16 protein-coding genes and 1 pseudogene are annotated in these 18914 nt (G+C 29.1%); 7 read left to right on the top strand and 10 right to left on the bottom strand.

Going from position 1 to position 18914, the window contains the following annotated elements:
• The 3 genes from ACMCMH_RS05210 (at window position 1) to ACMCMH_RS05200 (ending at window position 3374) form a co-directional block, all read left to right on the top strand.
• On the top strand, window positions 1–1194 hold the full coding sequence (locus tag ACMCMH_RS05210; RefSeq protein ID WP_412727790.1) for a cytochrome-c peroxidase: 1194 nt from the start codon (window positions 1–3) through the stop codon (window positions 1192–1194).
• Window positions 1195–2211 (top strand): extracellular solute-binding protein, encoded by a 1017-nt coding sequence (locus tag ACMCMH_RS05205; RefSeq protein ID WP_412727789.1) that lies wholly within the window; start codon window positions 1195–1197, stop codon window positions 2209–2211.
• Window positions 2212–2288: 77 nt separating this feature from the next.
• Window positions 2289–3374, top strand: a complete 1086-nt coding sequence (locus tag ACMCMH_RS05200) for a DUF5644 domain-containing protein (protein WP_412727788.1) — start codon at window positions 2289–2291, stop codon at window positions 3372–3374.
• A gap of 16 nt (window positions 3375–3390) precedes the next feature.
• On the opposite strand, the gene ACMCMH_RS05195 is transcribed toward ACMCMH_RS05200, so the two are convergent.
• The 3 genes from ACMCMH_RS05195 to ccoG form a co-directional block, all read right to left on the bottom strand.
• Window positions 3391–3843, bottom strand: a complete 453-nt coding sequence (locus ACMCMH_RS05195) for an MnmC family methyltransferase (protein WP_412727787.1) — start codon at window positions 3841–3843, stop codon at window positions 3391–3393.
• Window positions 3844–4121: 278 nt separating this feature from the next.
• A complete protein-coding gene (gene luxS, locus ACMCMH_RS05190) occupies window positions 4122–4637 on the bottom strand; it encodes an S-ribosylhomocysteine lyase (RefSeq protein ID WP_412727785.1) in 516 nt (171 codons plus the stop codon).
• A gap of 100 nt (window positions 4638–4737) precedes the next feature.
• On the bottom strand, window positions 4738–6126 hold the full coding sequence (gene ccoG, locus ACMCMH_RS05185) for a cytochrome c oxidase accessory protein CcoG (RefSeq protein ID WP_412727783.1): 1389 nt from the start codon (window positions 6124–6126) through the stop codon (window positions 4738–4740).
• Window positions 6127–6258: 132 nt separating this feature from the next.
• Between ccoG and tilS the strand changes: the two genes are divergently transcribed.
• Entirely contained in the window at window positions 6259–7230 is a 972-nt protein-coding gene (gene tilS, locus ACMCMH_RS05180; RefSeq protein WP_412727781.1) for a tRNA lysidine(34) synthetase TilS, read from the top strand.
• Here the strand turns inward: tilS and ACMCMH_RS05175 are convergent.
• The 4 genes from ACMCMH_RS05175 to ACMCMH_RS05160 form a co-directional block, all read right to left on the bottom strand.
• Window positions 7220–8881: a hypothetical protein gene (locus ACMCMH_RS05175; RefSeq protein WP_412727779.1), complete on the bottom strand. Its 1662-nt coding sequence runs from the start codon at window positions 8879–8881 to the stop codon at window positions 7220–7222. The genes tilS and ACMCMH_RS05175 overlap by 11 nt on opposite strands.
• A gap of 54 nt (window positions 8882–8935) precedes the next feature.
• A complete protein-coding gene (locus ACMCMH_RS05170; protein ID WP_412727777.1) occupies window positions 8936–9568 on the bottom strand; it encodes a lysophospholipid acyltransferase family protein in 633 nt (210 codons plus the stop codon).
• A gap of 10 nt (window positions 9569–9578) precedes the next feature.
• Entirely contained in the window at window positions 9579–10841 is a 1263-nt protein-coding gene (gene miaB / locus ACMCMH_RS05165) for a tRNA (N6-isopentenyl adenosine(37)-C2)-methylthiotransferase MiaB (RefSeq protein ID WP_412728000.1), read from the bottom strand.
• Between the two features lie 92 nt (window positions 10842–10933).
• On the bottom strand, window positions 10934–11176 hold the full coding sequence (locus ACMCMH_RS05160; RefSeq protein ID WP_412727775.1) for an HP0268 family nuclease: 243 nt from the start codon (window positions 11174–11176) through the stop codon (window positions 10934–10936).
• 121 nt (window positions 11177–11297) lie between these two features.
• Between ACMCMH_RS05160 and rimO the strand changes: the two genes are divergently transcribed.
• Entirely contained in the window at window positions 11298–12617 is a 1320-nt protein-coding gene (rimO, locus tag ACMCMH_RS05155; protein ID WP_412727773.1) for a 30S ribosomal protein S12 methylthiotransferase RimO, read from the top strand.
• Window positions 12618–12653: 36 nt separating this feature from the next.
• On the opposite strand, the pseudogene ACMCMH_RS05150 reads toward rimO, so the two are convergent.
• From ACMCMH_RS05150 to mnmG, 3 genes and pseudogenes are all read right to left on the bottom strand, one after another.
• Window positions 12654–13295: pseudogene (locus tag ACMCMH_RS05150) on the bottom strand (HD-GYP domain-containing protein); the annotation flags it as partial.
• Window positions 13296–13976: 681 nt separating this feature from the next.
• Window positions 13977–14840 (bottom strand): sulfurtransferase, encoded by an 864-nt coding sequence (locus ACMCMH_RS05145; RefSeq protein ID WP_412727771.1) that lies wholly within the window; start codon window positions 14838–14840, stop codon window positions 13977–13979.
• A gap of 10 nt (window positions 14841–14850) precedes the next feature.
• Entirely contained in the window at window positions 14851–16725 is a 1875-nt protein-coding gene (mnmG, locus tag ACMCMH_RS05140; RefSeq protein ID WP_412727769.1) for a tRNA uridine-5-carboxymethylaminomethyl(34) synthesis enzyme MnmG, read from the bottom strand.
• Window positions 16726–16845: 120 nt separating this feature from the next.
• Here mnmG and galU point away from each other — a divergent pair, with 120 nt between their 5' ends.
• Window positions 16846–17664: a UTP--glucose-1-phosphate uridylyltransferase GalU gene (gene galU / locus ACMCMH_RS05135; protein WP_412727767.1), complete on the top strand. Its 819-nt coding sequence runs from the start codon at window positions 16846–16848 to the stop codon at window positions 17662–17664.
• 2 nt (window positions 17665–17666) lie between these two features.
• Window positions 17667–18872 carry a glucose-6-phosphate isomerase gene (locus ACMCMH_RS05130; protein ID WP_412727765.1) on the top strand — a complete coding sequence of 402 codons (1206 nt, stop codon included), beginning with the start codon at window positions 17667–17669 and terminating at the stop codon, window positions 18870–18872.
• Window positions 18873–18914: the final 42 nt, after the last annotated feature.

Genomic DNA, 18914 nt, shown 5'->3' with positions numbered 1-18914 from the left:
ATGACGAAATTTTTAACAAAATCGACGATTATAGGATTATCTATAATACTTTTTGCAGGATGTAACTCAAAACAAGTAGATTCTCAAACACATAAATTGCATCTTGAAAAAGAGATTGCATTGGGACAAAAATTGTTTTTTGATACAATATTATCAAAAAACAATACTCAAAGTTGTGCCACCTGTCACAATCCTCAGCATGGATTTGTTGACAATCGAGACAATGGCGTTCAAGGTGCTGGAAGTTTAGGTGATGATCAAAAAAGTATAGGTGATAGAAATACTCCAACAGCATCGTATGCAATGTATTCACCTAAGTTTCATTTTGATGCTAAAAAAGGTCAATATATTGGAGGTCAATTTTATGATGGTAGAGAACATACTTTAAAAGGGCAAGCAGGTGGACCTCCTACGAATCCTGTAGAGATGGGAATACCAACAAAAGAATTTTTAGCTAAAAGATTAGAACAAGATAAGTTATATAATCAAGAATTTAAAGCCTTATATGGAGATGATATTTTTGAAAACTCTGATAAAGCATACGAGATGATGGCACAAGCAATTGCAGCTTTTGAAACAACAAAAGAGTTTGCCCCGTTTGATAGTAAATATGATAGATTTTTAAAAGGTGAATATGACTTAACTGTTTTAGAAGATTTAGGACGAACTTTATTTTTTAGCAACAATAATAATAATTGTGCTTCATGTCATGTACTTAAAACAGAAGATGCACCATACGAAACATTTACAAACTATCAATACCATAATATTGGAGTACCACAAAACAAACTTTTAATGGAAAAAAATGTAGTTAACCCAAAAAACTTTATTGATCATGGTTTGATGCAAAATCCTTTAGTAAAAGAGCTACCAAATGCAAAAGAATTTGATGGAAAAATCAAAGTACCAACACTTCGAAATATTGCAATAACTGCACCTTATATGCATAATGGTGTTTTTAAAGATCTTGATACGGTTGTTAGATTTTACGATAAATATGTAAATAAAGAACAAAAAATAAATCCAGAAACGAACAAACCATGGGCAGAACCTGAAGTTGCTATTGGTAAAGATGATATGGATTTACTTACAAATGCAAAAGCATTAAATGAAAGAAAAATAAAAGCGTTGGTAGCTTTTATGAAAACTTTAACAGACAAACGATATGAATATTTACTAGAAGAGGAAAAATAGATGTTAAAAAAATTATTGATAATAAGTGTTTTATGGAGTACTTTTTTAAGTGCTAGTGAGGTTGTAAATGTTTATTCTCATAGACATTATGCTGTTGATAAACAACTTTATAAAAAGTTTTATAAACAAACAGGGATAAAAGTAAACCTTTTAAAAGCATCATCAGCTGAGTTAATACAAAGAATTGCAAAAGAGGGTAAATTTACAAAAGCAGATGTTCTTTTAACAACAGATGTAGGGATGCTAGAATTAGCACGAAGTAAAGATATTTTTGTAGCTACTCAATCAGATTTTTTGAATAAAACAATTCCTGCACATTTAAAAGATAAAGATAATTTATGGTTTGCACTTACAAAACGGGCTAGAATTATAGCCTATAATATTGATGAGGTGAATGCAGATGAATTAAGTACTTATAGTGCTTTAGGTGAAGAGAAGTGGAAAGATAGAATTGTTGTTACTAAAGCAACTGAAGTTTATAATCAATCTTTGTTGGCATCATTTATTGTAAATGACGGATCAGAAAAAGCTTATGAATGGGCAAAAAAAATAAAAAATAATATGGCACGAACACCAAGAGGAGTAGATAAAGATAGTTTAAGAGCTATTGCATCTGGAATTGGTGATGTTGCTATTGTGAATACATATTATGTAGGACAAATGATAAAAGGACGAAGTTTTTCAGATCGTGCAACTTCAGAAATGATAGGTATATTTTTCCCAAATCAAGGGGTAAATGAAAAAGGAACACATATAAATGTTTCAGGGGCTGGTGTTGTAAAATATAGTAAACATAAGGAAAATGCGGTTAAATTTATCGAATTTTTAGCAAGTGTTGAAGCACAAGAACTATTTGCAAAAGAAAACTTTGAATATCCTGTAAATCCAAATGCAAAAATGTCACCACTTTTAGAGTCATGGGGCGCTTTTAAAGAAGATAAAACAAGTTTATATAAAGTAGGTAATAAAAATACTGAGGCTGTAAAAATGTTCAATCAAGTTGGTTGGGATAGATAGATTATTAGTATATAAATACTAGGAAAGTCTGAGTTTAAAAAAGGTATAATGATAAAAAATATAGAAGGATATATTCAATGAATAAGAATCTTGATACTTTAGAGATTAAATTATTTAAGTTCAATCATAGTGTTGACTATTTACCATACTATAAAACTTATAATATAGAGTATACTCAAGACGAATCTATATTTGATATTTTAAATAAAATAAATAGCTATGAAAGTTTTTCTTATGAGTCTTTTGAAAAATGTAATGTTAAAATAAATAATTATTTTTTTAGTGCAGATATCTTAGTAAGTGATGTTGTAAATAAAGTTGGAAATGAGTTACAAGTAGAGCCTATTAGTTTATATCGAGTTACAAATGATTTGATTATCGATACAAAAGATTATGATGAAAAAATAGAGCTTTTTGATTCTTTTTTAACTAAAGAAGAGAAAAATACTTATAGAGAAAAATATAAATTAGAGTACTATTCATCACTTTCTATGATTATAAATAAAGAGTATATTGGCGATCATTGTTTACTCATAGCAAATGATATTCTTGAAAAAAATGCTATACATGAAAAAGCTATTTTAGACATTATCACAAATAAAGATACAGGTATTTTATATCACACTTCTTTAAAAGCACGATTATTTCAAAATAAATATGATGTTGAATCAGTATATGAAAAACTTTTATCAAAAATAAAAACATATAAGAATTTACAAAATAGTGTAAGAGAAAAAAGTGATATAAATGAAGATATTGAAATAACTCAGTACTTTAAAGGTTTTAATATAGCTTTATACAATAAAGAGGGGTGTCTGTTTAGAAAAGTTATTTCTAAAAGTAGAGCTACTTATCTTCACTTGGATTCTAGAAGATATGATTTGGCTTTTAACTCATCACTTGTAAATAAAGAGTTTTCTCTTAAAATAGCGGGAGAAGTATTACTTGAAGCAAAAGATAAAAATGCAGATTTTTTAATCGTGAAAGATGAAGCAGACTTAGCTATTTTTGATGCAAAGCAAAGGAAGATAGAAACTATAATAAATAGAGAGATTAAGTTACCAGTAATTACTCAAAAAGAGTTTGAGATGTTACTTTTGGGTGAGAAAGATACTTCAAAAATTGGGCTAGATAAACATAAAGTTAAAGTTGAGTTTATATAGTATTAGAAAACTTGTATTAAGAGTCATACAAGGCTCTTGCTGAGGTATTTCTTTGTTGCTTAAGTTCCATATCAATATATTTATATTGTTCTGCTTTTTCTTTTTTATTTAGTGCAATAGTTATCCTGTTGGAATTTTCTGGTTTGTACTCATAAATTGAAAAGTTGTTTTCATAAATAGACAAACGAATTGGTGTGGCGATTGAATATGTTGTTAATATTGCATCATCGCTTAGTGTTTTACTAATATCTTTAAAATATTCAACAGTCCACAAAAGTGGATTTACCTCGCTACTAAAGGCATCTTGATAGACAATATCAATATTATGTAAAGTTTGAATATATTTTCTAGCATCACCATTAAAAATTTCAATCTTTATATATTCATCTTGATATTTAAAAGTATTTGAGAGTTTTTCAATAATGGGTTTAAATTGTTCAAATTCATAAGGGTATTGAAAATCTTTCAATGATTCTAAAAGTTCAGTATTGAACTCCGGAGAGAATATATTTACTTTGATATCTAAGCTATTTTGTTTTATATAATAAAGTGTTGCTAAGGTATTATATCCTATTCCAAAACAAATATCTAAAATATTAAGTTCTTTTTTATTCTGATGATAGGTAAGTGCTGGAATGATATGTTTGGATAATGATTCGTTTAAAGCGCCCTCTTTAGTACTATGATAGTGTTGATTAAACTGAGTACTAAAGAGAGTATTTGAACCATCTTTAGTTGATATAGGTTCTATGCTTCAATCTCTTTGAGTTGTTTTTTAGTAAGAAGTAATTTTTTATTGTTCATAATTCCTACCCCGTTTTTAACAACAAATAGTGCAGTTTTTTTCGCACTTTTTAATGAATGCATATTATATGTACCACATTGGTATAAGTTTAACTCTGGAATATCAGCTTCACTTTTCACTTTTAATACATCTTTCATCGCTTTTACTGTAGCTTTTGCAACATCTTTCTCAGATGGAGTTCCTAAACAGCTCATATAAAAACCAGTTCTACATCCCATTGGAGAACAGTCTATTATTTCGACATTTTTGTTATTTAAATGCTCTCTAATAAATCCTGCAAATAAATGCTCTAATGTATGAATCCCTTTACCTGTCATTTTATCTTTATTTGGTTTGTGAATTCTAATGTCAAATACACTGATTTTATCACCTTTTTTCGATTTCATTGTTTTTGCAATTCGTACTGCTGGTGCAGTCATCTTTGTGTGATCTACTTTAAAACTATCTAATAATGGCATATTTAATCCTTTTGATTTTTGAAATTATAACATAAAAAAACCTAAGGGTTTTAAACCTTAGGTTGTAATCTTAAATTTTAAGATATAGAACTTTAAAAAATTATTTTAAAGGTTCTAGCTTATCAGCTCGTGGATATATAAAAACAGCTTTTCTGATTACGAATACAACATCAGGATTTTCTTTTGCATACGCTTTTAGAGTTACTGTAATAGGTGTATCTTTTGTAAAATCATTTACTAATCTCTCTTTAGTTGAAAGTTGAATTACTTTTTTTACCATTTTATTATGTGATAATTTGAAATCTGTAAATTTTTTAATCTCAAATTTGTCAGCATATTTCCCAATCACTTCTATAGTATAAGTGTAGTTTTCTCTTTGTGTATTTTGGAATAATAGTAAAAAGTTATTGATTACTTCATTATTATCTTTTATTTTGTAAAGTTGAGTTGTTTTATTGATGTTTAATAACATATACTCTTTTTTCCCACCCATAACAAATAACATACCAATGATAAGCAGTAAAGCAATACCGTACATAATTGTTTTACCACGGATTAATTTTGTTTTGTTACCTTTTATAACCTCATTAGTACTTGACCATTGAACTAAACTTTCTTTACCTAAATTACCCATAACGGTTGTACATGCATCAACACACTCTAAGCAGTTTATACACTCTAGTTGTGCACCTTTTCTGATGTCAATGTGTGTAGGACAAACAGTTACACAACTTTGACAGGCTGTACATTCATCTGTTTCATTAGGTAGGTCTTTTTGTTTGAAAATAATTTTCTCTTTATTTTCATTATAGATGTTTCCACCTCTATTGGTATTATATATTGCTTGTATTGTATCATCATCATATAATACAGACTGAACTCTAGAGTATGGACAAACATACACACAAAAATTTTCTTGTAAAAAAACAACATCATAAACTAAAAAAGCAGCAACACCAACAATAAAACCAAGTAATATAGTGTGGTCCATTGGATTTTGTAAATATGCAAAGAAATCAGCTGGAGGAATAAAATACCACATAAAATCAGCAGCAGCTAGTAAAGCAAGAAGTGACCACAATAAAATTCCTACCACTCTTTTAGCAATATTTTTTGGCTCTTTGAGGTTTGGTTCTTTTTGTTTATTTTTAATTCTTCTTAAACCAAGAAGTTTTCCTTCAATCAAATCTCGATAAATTACTCTAAAAATTGTTTGAGGACAACTCCATCCACACCATGCACGACCACCAATTGCAGTTACTGCGAATATTCCTAAGAACATGAACATTAACAAGAATGGCATCATATATAATTCTTGCATATCAAATGCAACGCCCATAAGATGTAATTGTTTTTTATCAAAAGATAAAAGAAAAATTTGATTACCACCTATTTGAATAAATGGTGTAATTAATGCTACTGAAGTAGCAACTAGATAAATCCAATATCTTTTTATTCTATATGAAGCAACTTTAACTTTTGTATTCATTGGAATCCTTTGTGTTATCTAATATGAATTATATATTATTCTAACTTATTAATAGCATAAACTTAAGTAATATATATTTAATTATTTATTATACTCAGTACTATGTAATGTTATTATTACTATAATCTAGCTATGAAAATACTTAATTTCGATATAGAAACCTCAAAAAATCTCTTAGCTTTTAGTGCAGGAGTTGATTCTAGTGCATTGTTTTTTTTACTACTTGAACAAGAGATATCTTTTGATATAGCAATTGTTAATTATAATCAAAGAACTCAATCACAAGATGAAGTTATATACGCTACGCAGTTAGCACATAAATATAATAAAAAATGTTTTATTGCAAATTATCCAACAGATATGAAATTTAGTGAAAAAAATGCAAGAGACTATAGGCATAATTTTTTTAATGAAATAATTAAAGAGCAATGTTATGAATCTTTAATTACAGCACATCAATTAAATGACAAATTAGAATGGTTTTTGATGCAGCTAACAAAAGGGGCAGGATTAACGGAACTGATAGGGATGAAGGAACTCTCCTATAAAAATAACTATCAAGTACATAAACCACTTTTAAATATTAGTAAAGATGAGTTGTTAGAATATCTGCATGATAATAATATAAAATATTTTGTTGATGAATCCAATAGTGATGAAAAATATAGAAGAAATTACTTCCGACATAATTTTTCAGATCAATTAATACAAAAGTATCATCATGGTATAAGTCAAAGTTTTAAGTATTTAGAAGAGGATAATCTATCACTTTTAGGTAACATAGAACAAAGTAATATAGAAGAACTATCTATAATAAGCTTTGATAGTAATATAAATATCGCCTTGCGTGCAATTGATAAAGAGCTAAAAAAAAGAGGCTTTGTAATATCTCATAAAACAAGAGATGAGTTAAAAAAAGATAAAGCAACCGTCATCTCACATAAAATTGCTGTAGCGATAGCTGATAACATAATATATATTGCACCTTATAAGATAGTTGGTATGAGTAAAATATTTAAAGAAAAATGCAGAGTGAAAAAAATCCCTAAAAATATACGAGGTTACCTCTTTTTGTTAGAACAAGAACAACTTTTTACTTTTTGAGTTGTACTTGCTTTTTGTTTGCTTGATGAAGTTCGATTTTGTATTTTACCTCTAAAGAGTTCTCTATTTTTGAAAACACAATTGGGTATTGTATCTCTATAGACATTGTTTGAGAATTGAGTGATTCAATAAAATCAAAAAACTCTTGAGGGGATTTTATAGTTGAAACAACAGAAAAATAAAAAGTTGTTAGTGCATTATGTTCTTTTTTATCAAAAGTAATGATAGAGTTTTTAAGGCTCAAACTTTTTATATAGTCAGTAGCTTTTGCTGGGGCTAAAAAGTTATATCTTTTATATTGTTTTTTTTCAATAGTTTTATAAAAGTCATATTGAGATTTTAGTTTTTCATTTTGAATAATTGTATTGATTAGAATCTCATTTTGGTGTTCTAGTAAAACTTTTGAATGGCTATAAATATTATTAAGTTTGATTTGCATATCGGCAAGAGATGTTGAATTAGCTATAAAATTTGATACGAATGTCGAACTATTTTTATTGATTTCAATATTTTTTAGAACTGCATCATAAGGGACAATATCAAATAGCATTTTTATATTCTCTGTCATGATTGCATTATTCTGTATATGATTTGGAAGAGATGCAACAGCAGGTTCGATTGTTTCTATCTCTTGAGGTTCTTGTTTTTGGTTTGTTAGTGGTTTTCTAGCTTCTTTTTCCAAAGGTATTTGTTCATTTTTTAACTCATTGGTAATATTATTTTTGTCATCTAACAAAAAATTAAAAACACCAAGTACTAATAAAATACTTACAAAAGCCAATATAATCCAAGTATAAATATTGGTATCATTTCTTTTGATTCTTGGTACTATGAGGTTAAATATTTTAGAGTCTTCTCTTTGCACTAAATCATCAATATAGGTAGTTAATGAAATAGCACGATATTCAATAGGGATCATCATGGCTTCCATAAGAGTTTCTAATTGTGAATCTGATAATGGCTTTAAAGTATATATCATCTCAATATGCTCTAAGAATTCTACATCTGCATTTTTTGAATAATAATCTTCAACTGTATCTATAAGAAATTGTTGTATCTCTAAAAAATTAACCTCTTCATAAAGTTTTTGACCAACTATATCATCTTCTAAAAATGTTGCATCTTGTGTAGATTCAAATGGTGTTAGTTGTTTTATTGTGTTATATACTATTTGTTTTTTATTATTATATATTACTAAATAGATAATATTATTGTATATAAAAAAATTAAGTGAATTGATTTTTGCATTTTGTTTTAAGTATTCGACTACAATACTGTATGGTGATAAAACATAATCTATCCCTGTTTCATGAAAATATCTATCTATTGAATTAATCTCATTTTTGGGAATAATGATACTTTGATTATCAGTGATTTTTACTGAATCATAATTGATAACATCAACACTACTTGTTGGAACAATACTTTGATTTGGGCTTTCACATAAAGAGATAAGATATGAATGATTAATATTGCTTTGTAAAGAATTTAATTTAAATTTTGCATCTTCTGGCAAATTCTCATTTGTAAGTAAAAAAGCAGAGTTTTCCTCTTTTATTATTTTGTCTTCTTGTATTATTTTATAATTTATTTTTAATTGTTTATTTTGTTGTAAGATATTTATAAATTGCTTTTTATTGTTATTAAACACAGTTTGACCTTTATAGAATGAATAATAATTATTATACTCTTTTAATGATTAAAACTATTTTCTAAGTTGGTGTTTATTCATCTCTTTTAAGATTAATTCTTTTGCTTCTTCCATTTCCATATCTAAAACATCGATAGGCTCTCCCACATAAAAATCAATTTTACCAAAAGGTTTTGGTATAACAAACTTATCCCAAGATCTCATCTGCCAATATTTTGAGGGTACTGCACTAAACGGAAGTATTTTTGTTTTTGTTTTTTGAGCTATTACTACAATTCCATCGGCAACACTATATATAGGACCTTTAGGACCATCAGGTGTGATTGCAACATCAATGCCCTTTTTAATTGACTTAATAGCACCTATTAAAGCCTTTGCCCCACCTCTTGTCGATGAACCAGCCAAAGAATCAATTCCTAAAAACTCTACAGTTTTTCTAATAGCTTCACCATCTCTATGTTCACTAATAATAGCTTTTACTGTACCTTTTGGTTTAAAGTTTTGATAATTGAATGGTTGCATTAAAAGGTCACCATGCCACATAGAAACAATAAAATTTTCCTCTTCTTCTATTGCTTTAGTGGTGTGATAAACTTTTTTATTTGTAAGATATATAAATCTTACAAATAGTTGTAATAAAAAGGGTATAACTTTTAGCTCTAGGTATCTAAATATCTTTTTTTTCATAAAGTAGTAGTTATGAAACCACTTCCCCTTTTAATGATGTTCTATTAGCTTTTGTAATTTTTACATCTACAATTTTTCCAAGTAACTCTTCACTACCTGTTACAAAAACTTGACAATAATTATCACTAAATCCAAATATTTCACCATTTGGTTTTAAATCTTCAAACATCACTTTCATAGTTGTACCTAGGTATTTTTCCATGTGTTCATCTTGATGTGATTTATGTAAGTCGATCACTTCTTGTAATCTTTTAGTAGCCACTTTATCTTCGATTTGATTTGGCATATTTTCAGCTGGAGTATGAGGTCTTGGTGAGTATTTAAAGTTAAATATTGATTCGAATTTCACTTTTTCTACTACATCAATTGTATCTCTAAACTCTTCATCAGTTTCCCCTGGAAATGCAACAATAATATCTGTTGAGATTCTTACATTTGGAACCATGTTTCTAATCTTTTCACATCTATTAAGGAACCATTTTTTGGTATATCCTCTTCTCATCTCTTTTAGAACTTTATCATTTCCTGCTTGTAAAGGGACATGTATTTGTTTACAGATTTTAGGATTTGATGCAAACTCTTGTAAAAATTCATCATCCATATGTAATGGATGTGGAGAAGTAAAGCGTATTCTTTCTAATCCATCTATTTTGCTAATATCTTGAAGAAGTTTAGTGAAAGTTGATTTGTCTCTTTTGTCACTAAAGTTTTTTCCATAGTTGTTTACATTTTGACCTAATAAAAAGACCTCTTTAGCTCCATTTTTTACAGACTTTTCTATCTCTTTTATGATGATTTCTGTTGGGATACTTATCTCATCTCCTCTTGTAGCAGGTACAATACAAAAAGTACAACTTTTATCACAACCTAAAGAGATATTTACACTACATCTGTAAGATGATTGTCTAAAATCAGCAAATTCATAAGTAGTTTCGTCATTATTAATATCTATCTCAACAGTACCTTTTTTTTCAACTGCTTGTGATATTTTTGAGATATTTCGAGCACCAACTACAAAATCAACATAAGGAGCTCTTTTAATGATATCTCCACCTAAGTGACTAGCTGTACATCCTGTTACACCGATTTTTGCACCATCTTTTTTCTTTTTATTATAGTTTCCTAATTCAGAAAAAAGTTTTGCTACAGGTTTTTCTCTTACTGAGCAAGTATTGATAACAATTAGATCAGCATCTTCCATATTTTGAGTTGTTTCGTAAGATTGATGTTTTCCAAGTTCTGCTATCATATGTTCTGTATCTCGAACATTCATAGCACAACCTAAAGTTTCAATGAAAAGTTTTTTTGATGGAGCTTCTGAAGTCCAGTTGCTATTTTCTTTTTGTGACACACTATCTACTTTGGTTATAAAGAGTGAATCTCATACATATATTCATCATCAGATAAACCGTATTTCACTTCTCTAAAATGAACTGTATATCCAGCTTCTTCAAATTTATCAACGATAGCCATCATATCTTTGTGCGAGTTATCTCTGTCAAAGTAAAAAATCTCTTCTTCATTTTTTGCTAAATCTTCTAATAATTTATCAAAATTTACTTTTTTTGGCTTTGATGTAATCTCTTTTCTTGCTAATAAAATATCCATTTTATGATTTTCCTTAATTTGTAATAATCTTGCATTATAGCAATTTTGCTCTAAATATTTGTTGAAGTAAAAATTCTATATAATATATACTTATTTTAGAAATATTTTAGATAGGATTATAATGAAAAAATTGCACCTTGTAAGTCTAGGCTGTACAAAAAATTTAGTAGATAGTGAAGTTATGCTTGGAAAACTGAAAGATTACACAATAACAGATGATAGCCAAGAGGCTGATTTACTTATTGTAAATACCTGTGGTTTCATAGAAAGTGCAAAACAAGAGAGTTTGAATACTATATTTGAACTTGATAGTACTCGAAAAAAAGAATCAGTTTTAGTGATGGCTGGATGTTTAAGCGAAAGATATAAAGAGGATCTAAAAGAGGGTCTTACTAATGAAGTAGATATCATGACTGGTGTTGGTGACTATGATATTATTGATAAACTTGTTGAAGAAAAAAGAGGACAGTTCACCGAAAAAGTTTTTTTAGCTAGTGAAGATAACGATAGAGTGGTTACTGGATCAAACTATCATGCTTATATAAAAATTAGTGAAGGGTGTAATCAAAAATGTTCATTTTGTGCTATACCATCATTTAAAGGGAAACTAAATAGTAGACCTTTAGGTTCTATAGAAGCTGAAGTGAAGTCCTTAGTGGCTCAAGGTTTTTATGACTTCTCATTTGTATCACAAGATAGTAGTTCGTATTTAAGAGACTTTAATATGAATGATGGTTTAGAGCAACTTATCTCAAGAGTAGAAAATATAAGTGGTGTAAAAAGTGCAAGAATTTTATATCTTTATCCCTCAACTACAACAAATAAGTTAATAGAAAAAATTGCTAGCTCTTCTATTTTTCATACTTACTATGATATGCCTTTGCAACATATCTCTTCAAGCGTTTTAAAAACGATGAAACGAGGTAAAGGTTCTGAACAACTTAAAGGTTTGATGCAACATATGAAAAATCAAGAAAATAGTTTTACAAGATCAACATTTATTGTTGGACACCCAGGCGAAACGCAAGAAGATTTTGATGAACTTTGTGAATATTTAGAATCATATAGATTTGACAGAGTAAATGTATTTTCTTATAGTGATGAAGATGGAACAGGGGCTTATGATTTTGAAAATAAAGTTGAACAAGAACTTATTGATGAGCGAGCTGAAATTTTAGGTGATATTATCTCTAAAATCACTCAAGAGAAACTAGAAGAGGAAGTCGGTAAAACTTTTGAAGTTGTTGTTGATGGAGAAAGTAGTGAACATGAGTATCTTTTAAGTGCAAGAAAATTATCATGGGCACCAGATATCGATGGTGAAATATATATCAATGACAATGAGTTAAATGAAGAGATCAAATTTGGTGTAGTGTATAGTGCTAAAGTTACAGAGTTAAGTGGTGATAAACTCATTGCAACAATCATAAAAAAAGTATAGTTATTTAACTATACTTTTTATTTTTATAGAAACAATTTAAACATCTTTAAACTGTTCTCGCACCTTTAGAAACTCATCTAAATTATCAAAAAAGATATCAACAAGTTTTGGATCAAAGTGTTTCCCTTTTTCCTCTTTAAAAAGATTAAAAATACGTTCATCATCCCATGCTTTTTTATATACACGGTCACTGCCTAAAGCATCAAATACATCTGCAACAGCAGTAATACGCCCAGCAATATGGATATCTTCACCTTGTAGCTTTCTAGGGTACCCACTTCCATCCCATTTTTCATGATGTTCATACGCTACAGTTGCGGCTAATTGAAGAAGTGGTCTATGTGAATTTTTTAACATCTCATAGCCTAGTTTTGCATGAGTATCCATAACTCGTCTTTCCTCTTCATCAAATCGTCCTGGTTTATTTAAAATAGCATCTGGAATTGCAACTTTACCAATATCGTGCATTGGGCTTGCTTGCTTTAATAGCTCTGCTTCCTCTTCTGATAACCCATAATAAAGAGCTAATAATTTAGAGTATTGAGCAACTCTTTTTACATGATTACCTGTTTCTTTAGATCTACTCTCTCCAATTGCTCCCATGGTAAAAACAACCTCTTTTTGAGTATCTTCAATCTCTTCATTTAATAATCTAATCTCTTTACTAGAATGATTAATCTGCTCCATTTGCATATTAAACTCATCAAAAAGTTCTCGTATTTCATTTTTTGCAGATGTTTGTACTATTGTGATTCTATTTTTAGTGGGGTCACTTTTTTTCATCGCTTCTAAAAGTCTAGAGAAAGGGCGAGTGTAGTTTTTACTTAAAAAGATACTAATGATTAATCCAAGTAGCAGAGTAAATGGAAAAATAAGTAAAATAGTTGTTGTTATCTCTTTATGTTTCTCTTTATATTGAGAAAGGTTGATATTTATAAGTGTATATCCAAAGGTGTAATTTTCAGCTTCTAGATTATTTTTAATCAGTAAATTTGTATCAGTAAATATAGTTTTTGCATTTAAGATGTTAGTTTGTTTTCTTTCTAACTCCTCTATGTTCCCATATTTAAAAATAGGATTTTTTTGAGTATCAAAAAGGATAAGACCATCTATTTTTTTTAGTGCAGATAATCTATACGAAATATCTGCAAGTACATCGGCATTTGGATTTAAAATCGCTTTTAGTAAGTCATTGTTGAGAGACTTTGATATGGTATCTGCATCTAATATAGAGTTATTTCTACTATCTTTCTCTTGAATATTTAAGACTACTAGTAGTGTACTAATTTCAACAATAGATATAACTAAAGTCATAAAAAGAATAAGTTGAACTTTAATACTGAAACGGTTCCACATAATTTATTCTTTCGTTAAATTAACGATTGGAAGATTCAGGTCATTTCCCCACTCTTTCCATGAAGCATCATAGTTTGATACATCATAGTCTAACTCCCTAAGTGCAAAATAGTTTGTAGCTGAAATTCTCCCCACAGCACAGTAAAGAACAATTTTTTTGGTTTTATCGATATTTTTATATACATCTTTTAATGTATCAATAGCTTTTAATTTTGTATTTTCTTGTGTATAGTTAATATTATGTGATGCTGGAAAATTAAGTGCTTTTGGAATATGACCATATCTACTTGCTGATGAAACATGACCTAAATATGCTTTTTTGGGTCTAGCATCAATAATAATTTGATTTGGATTTTTAGTGGCAATTTGAGTACTGAATTTTGTTGCTAATCTTTTTCTATTTATCTCTGCAATATAATTACTTTGTGTTGGTTCTTCTATGTTTGTACTAGTTGGTAAATCTGATTGATTCCAATCGTTATATCCTAAATTTAAAAGTTTTACATTTGTAAATCCATATACTTCAAGTGCCCAAAATAATCGTGCCGAATCAAAAAATGTTCCCTCATCGTATACTACAATTTTAGATTTTAGATCTAAACCTAGTTTTCTAAGTATATTTTGCATTTTTACAGGACTTGTTAATTTTCCATCTTGTTTTTTATCTTCATATGTTAAATCTATTGGGAAATTCAAAGCACCTTTGATATGTCCCTCTTTATAAAGCTTAGGAGTTCTTGTGTCAAGTATTTTATAACTATTTAGGTTTTTCACTAAATCTGAAGATTCAATACGAAGCGATTCAGCAGTTAAATTAAGAGAAACTATAATTAATAATGAAAAAGCTACTAATATATTTTTTAACATAAAGATTCCTTTACTTTTGTTTTCTTGTTTTCATATTTATATGGAGATGAATAATATCCACAGCTGACGGGGTTACTCCTGAAATTTGAGAAGCATTAAAAAGTGTTGGAGGATTAAATTGTTTTAGTTTTTCTATAACTTCTGTTGAAAGTCCAGGTAGATTATCATAAACAAAATTTTCTGGTATTTTGAGAGTAAGCATATTTTTCATCTTATCAATTTGTTTTTTTTGTTTATCAACATATCGATAATATTTCGCCTCAATGATTACTTGTTCTTTTAAATAATCATCAAGATATGCTAAATCTGGTACAAGTTTATCAAACTTTTCTTTTGTGATTGTATTTCTTCCCACTAAGTCAACAAGTAGGATTCTATCTGATATTTTGTCTTCACCTAGTTCTTCTAATAGTGCTAAATTCTCTTTTTTTGAAGTAAACCAAATACCTTCCATCATTTTTATAGCATCATCTATAGTTTGTTTTTTGTGTTTCATAATTGATAAAGTTTCATCATCAATAAGTCCAAAACGGTGACCATATTCCATCAGTCGCATATCAGCACTCTCTTCTCGTAATAAAAGTCTATATTCTGCACGACTTGTAAACATTCTATATGGTTCGTTTGTCCCTTTTGTAACTAAATCATCTATAAGAACACCAATATAACTTTCATCTCTTCTAAGTACAAATGGTTCTTTTTTGTCGATTGATAAACAAGCATTTATACCTGCCATAAGTCCTTGCGCTGCTGCTTCTTCGTATCCTGTAGTTGCATTTATTTGACCTGCTAGGTAGAGGTTTTTGATTTTCTTTGTTTCTAAAGTATGTAAAAGTTCAGTTGGGTCAACATAATCATATTCGATAGCATAAGCATATCGTACAATTTTTGCATTTTCCAAACCTTTGATAGAGCGTATTTTTTCTTTTTGTACATCTATAGGTAAACTTGAACTTAAACCATTGATATAATATTCTTCTGCTCTTGCTGTTTGTGGTTCTAAAAATAATTGATGTCTTTCCCGTTCGCTAAATCTACTTACTTTATCTTCAATGCTTGGGCAATATCTTGGACCTGTCCCCTCTATTTGTCCTGTAAATAAAGGTGCTCTATCAAAATTTGTTCGTATGATATCATGAGTATCTACATTTGTATAAGTTATATAACAAGGGAGTTGAGTAGGTTTGAACTCTTTTTTATTTGTACGAAAACTAAATGGATGAGGTTGTTCATCACCTCCATGTGCTTCCATAACTGAAAAGTCAATTGAGTTTGCATTTATTCTTGATGGTGTTCCTGTTTTAAGTCTTCCCACATTTAGATTTAATTCTTTCAATTGGTCTGAAAGTGTTGTTGATGGAAGTTCCCACGCTCTTCCTGCTGGATAAGTTTTTTCACCAATATGGATAAGACCTTTCATAAAAGTACCTGTAGTTAAGATTACTTTTTGGGCTTCAAATGATTCACCCAATTTAGTAGCCACTCCACTTACTACATTGTCTTTTACAAGTAAATGTGAAACTTCATCTTGATATACATCTAAGTTTGGAGTATTTAAAGTGACATTTCTCATATATTCTCTATATGTATCCATATCAATCTGAGCTCGACTACCCTGAACAGCGGCACCCTTACTAGCATTTAAAATTCGAAATTGTATCCCTGTAGCATCAGTACAAAGACCCATCTCCCCACCAATAGCATCTATCTCTCGTACTAAATGTCCTTTTGCAAGCCCACCAATAGCAGGATTACAACTTGCTGCTCCAATTTGTTCCACTAACATAGTAATAAGTAATGTTTTTTTACCCATTCGTGCAGATACTAAACTAGCCTCAATTCCTGAGTGCCCACCACCTACAACGATTACATCATAATTTGTCATTATTAACCTTGATATTTATATACTAAATTATACACAAATAGTAATTATGTAGCCATAAAACAGAGTTTAAAGCTTATTTTTATATAATAATTAAATAGAAAATTTAAAAAAGAAGATTGAATGATAAAAAAATGTTTATTTCCGGCAGCAGGGTATGGTACACGATTTCTACCAGCTACAAAAGCAATTCCTAAAGAGATGTTACCTGTACTTACGAAACCTTTATTACAATACGGGGTAGAAGAAGCTATAAGTGCAGGTTGTGATACTATGGCAATCGTAACAAGTAAATATAAGAAAGCAATTGAAGATCATTTTGATACAAATACTGACATTGAAAAGAGTATTAGCGGTAGTTCTAAAGAAATTTTATTAACTGAAGTAAATAGTATGATTGAACATTGTACTTTTTCCTATACGCGACAAGTTGAAATGAAAGGGTTAGGACACGCAATTTTGACAGGTCAAACACTTATTGGGAATGAACCATTTGCAGTTATTTTGGCAGATGATTTATGTGATAATATAGATGTTTCTGTATTATCTCAAATGACTAGCCTTCATGAAAAGTATCCAGATTGTTGTATTGTGGCAATAGAAGAGATTCCTGAAAAAGATACTAATAAGTATGGTGTCATTTCAGGTGAAAAAATTACAGATAATATTTTTAGAGTTAATGATATGGTAGAAAAACCAGAGCCAAAAGATGCTCCTTCAAATCTTGCAATTATAGGGAGATATATTTTAACTCCAGAGATTTTTGAAGTGATTAAAACTACAAAACCTGGTAAAGGTGGAGAGATACAAATAACTGATGCGCTTATGACTTTGGCAAAAGAGGGCAAAGTATTAGCATATAAGTTTGATGGGAAAAGATTTGATTGCGGAAGTGTTGATGGTTTTGTGGAAGCTACAAATTATTTTTATAATAAAGGGTAAGCATGCAATATCATAAAAACTTTTATCAAATAAAATCAAATAAAACGATTTTTGAAGGTATTAAAGAGGAGATTCAGGAAATAGGTTATTATAATCTGCCTCTTCAAAATACTACAATTTATAAAGAGTTTGCTGCAACAGTAAAACAAAAACATATAGCTATTATAGGTATAGGAGGAAGTACTTTAGGAACTATAGCTATATATGATTTTTTAAGAAAAGCAAATGATTATGAGAAAAAACTTCATTTTTTTGAATCAACAGATCCTATGGATATACGCTCAAGACTTGATAACTTAGATTTAGAAGATACTTTATTTATTGTTATCAGTAAGTCGGGTACAACAATTGAAACAATTAGTTTATTTAAATATTTTCATACTCTTATAAAAATTGATAAAAACAATTGTGTCATTGTAAGTGAAACTGATAGTAAACTAACAAAGTATGCACAAAAACACGATATGCAAACATTTGAAATCCCTAAAAATGTAGGTGGGAGATTTTCTGTTTTTTCTGCTGTTGGATTACTTCCTTTATCTATTATTGGTGTTGATATTGATAATCTACTTAATGGTGCAAAAAAAGTTCGAGATAGTTTTTTTGAACAAACAGAATTCTATGAACCACTTATGCAAAAAGCACGCTTTTTAGTTGAAAACAAAACACGATTTAATATTAATGTGCTTTTTAGTTATTCTTCATCATTGGAAGGATTTAACAAATGGTATATACAACTTTGGGGTGAGAGCTTAGGGAAGATAAATGTAAATGGAACAGCACAAGCTTTAACTCCAATAGGATTAATAGGTCCAGTTGACCAACACTCTTTTCTGCAATTAATAGCAGAAGGGAAAAGAGATAAAACAGTTACTTTTGTTAAAGTAAATGATTTTGAGGAAGAGACTATAATTCCTAAAAATACTTTAGATGGTTTTGACGACTTAGAATATGTTGATGGTTTAACTTTTGCAGAACTTATAGAAGCTCAAGCAAATGCAACAATTGAGTCTATCGAAAATATTGCAGATATACCGTGTGATGTAATTACTATAGATAAAGTAGATGAATATAATATTGCAGGATTAATGTTTAATTATCAGTTACTGACATCTATTGTAGGTAAATTTGTTCAAATTAATACTTATGACCAACCAGGCGTTGAATCTGGAAAAATTATTTTGAAAAATAAGTTACAATCAAAATAATAAGAGTTTTTAAAAAATTATGATAAAATCCGAAAAAATAGA

This window comes from Arcobacter sp. 15-2 (assembly GCF_047159865.1).
In the GTDB taxonomy this organism is placed as follows: Bacteria; Campylobacterota; Campylobacteria; order Campylobacterales; family Arcobacteraceae; genus JAIOSF01.
This window is presented reverse-complemented; position numbering and strand designations above follow the sequence as displayed.

Excerpts from the sequence above, each read along its gene's own strand:
- ACMCMH_RS05210 (WP_412727790.1), top strand. The coding sequence starts at position 1 with ATGACGAAATTTTTAACAAAATCGACGATTATAGGATTATCTATAATA.
- ACMCMH_RS05205 (WP_412727789.1), top strand. The coding sequence starts at position 1,195 with ATGTTAAAAAAATTATTGATAATAAGTGTTTTATGGAGTACTTTTTTA.
- ACMCMH_RS05200 (WP_412727788.1), top strand. The coding sequence starts at position 2,289 with ATGAATAAGAATCTTGATACTTTAGAGATTAAATTATTTAAGTTCAAT.
- luxS (WP_412727785.1), bottom strand. The coding sequence starts at position 4,637 with ATGCCATTATTAGATAGTTTTAAAGTAGATCACACAAAGATGACTGCA.
- ccoG (WP_412727783.1), bottom strand. The coding sequence starts at position 6,126 with ATGAATACAAAAGTTAAAGTTGCTTCATATAGAATAAAAAGATATTGG.
- tilS (WP_412727781.1), top strand. The coding sequence starts at position 6,259 with ATGAAAATACTTAATTTCGATATAGAAACCTCAAAAAATCTCTTAGCT.
- ACMCMH_RS05170 (WP_412727777.1), bottom strand. The coding sequence starts at position 9,568 with ATGAAAAAAAAGATATTTAGATACCTAGAGCTAAAAGTTATACCCTTT.
- miaB (WP_412728000.1), bottom strand. The coding sequence starts at position 10,841 with ATGAATGTTCGAGATACAGAACATATGATAGCAGAACTTGGAAAACAT.
- ACMCMH_RS05160 (WP_412727775.1), bottom strand. The coding sequence starts at position 11,176 with ATGGATATTTTATTAGCAAGAAAAGAGATTACATCAAAGCCAAAAAAA.
- rimO (WP_412727773.1), top strand. The coding sequence starts at position 11,298 with ATGAAAAAATTGCACCTTGTAAGTCTAGGCTGTACAAAAAATTTAGTA.
- ACMCMH_RS05145 (WP_412727771.1), bottom strand. The coding sequence starts at position 14,840 with ATGTTAAAAAATATATTAGTAGCTTTTTCATTATTAATTATAGTTTCT.
- mnmG (WP_412727769.1), bottom strand. The coding sequence starts at position 16,725 with ATGACAAATTATGATGTAATCGTTGTAGGTGGTGGGCACTCAGGAATT.
- galU (WP_412727767.1), top strand. The coding sequence starts at position 16,846 with ATGATAAAAAAATGTTTATTTCCGGCAGCAGGGTATGGTACACGATTT.
- ACMCMH_RS05130 (WP_412727765.1), top strand. The coding sequence starts at position 17,667 with ATGCAATATCATAAAAACTTTTATCAAATAAAATCAAATAAAACGATT.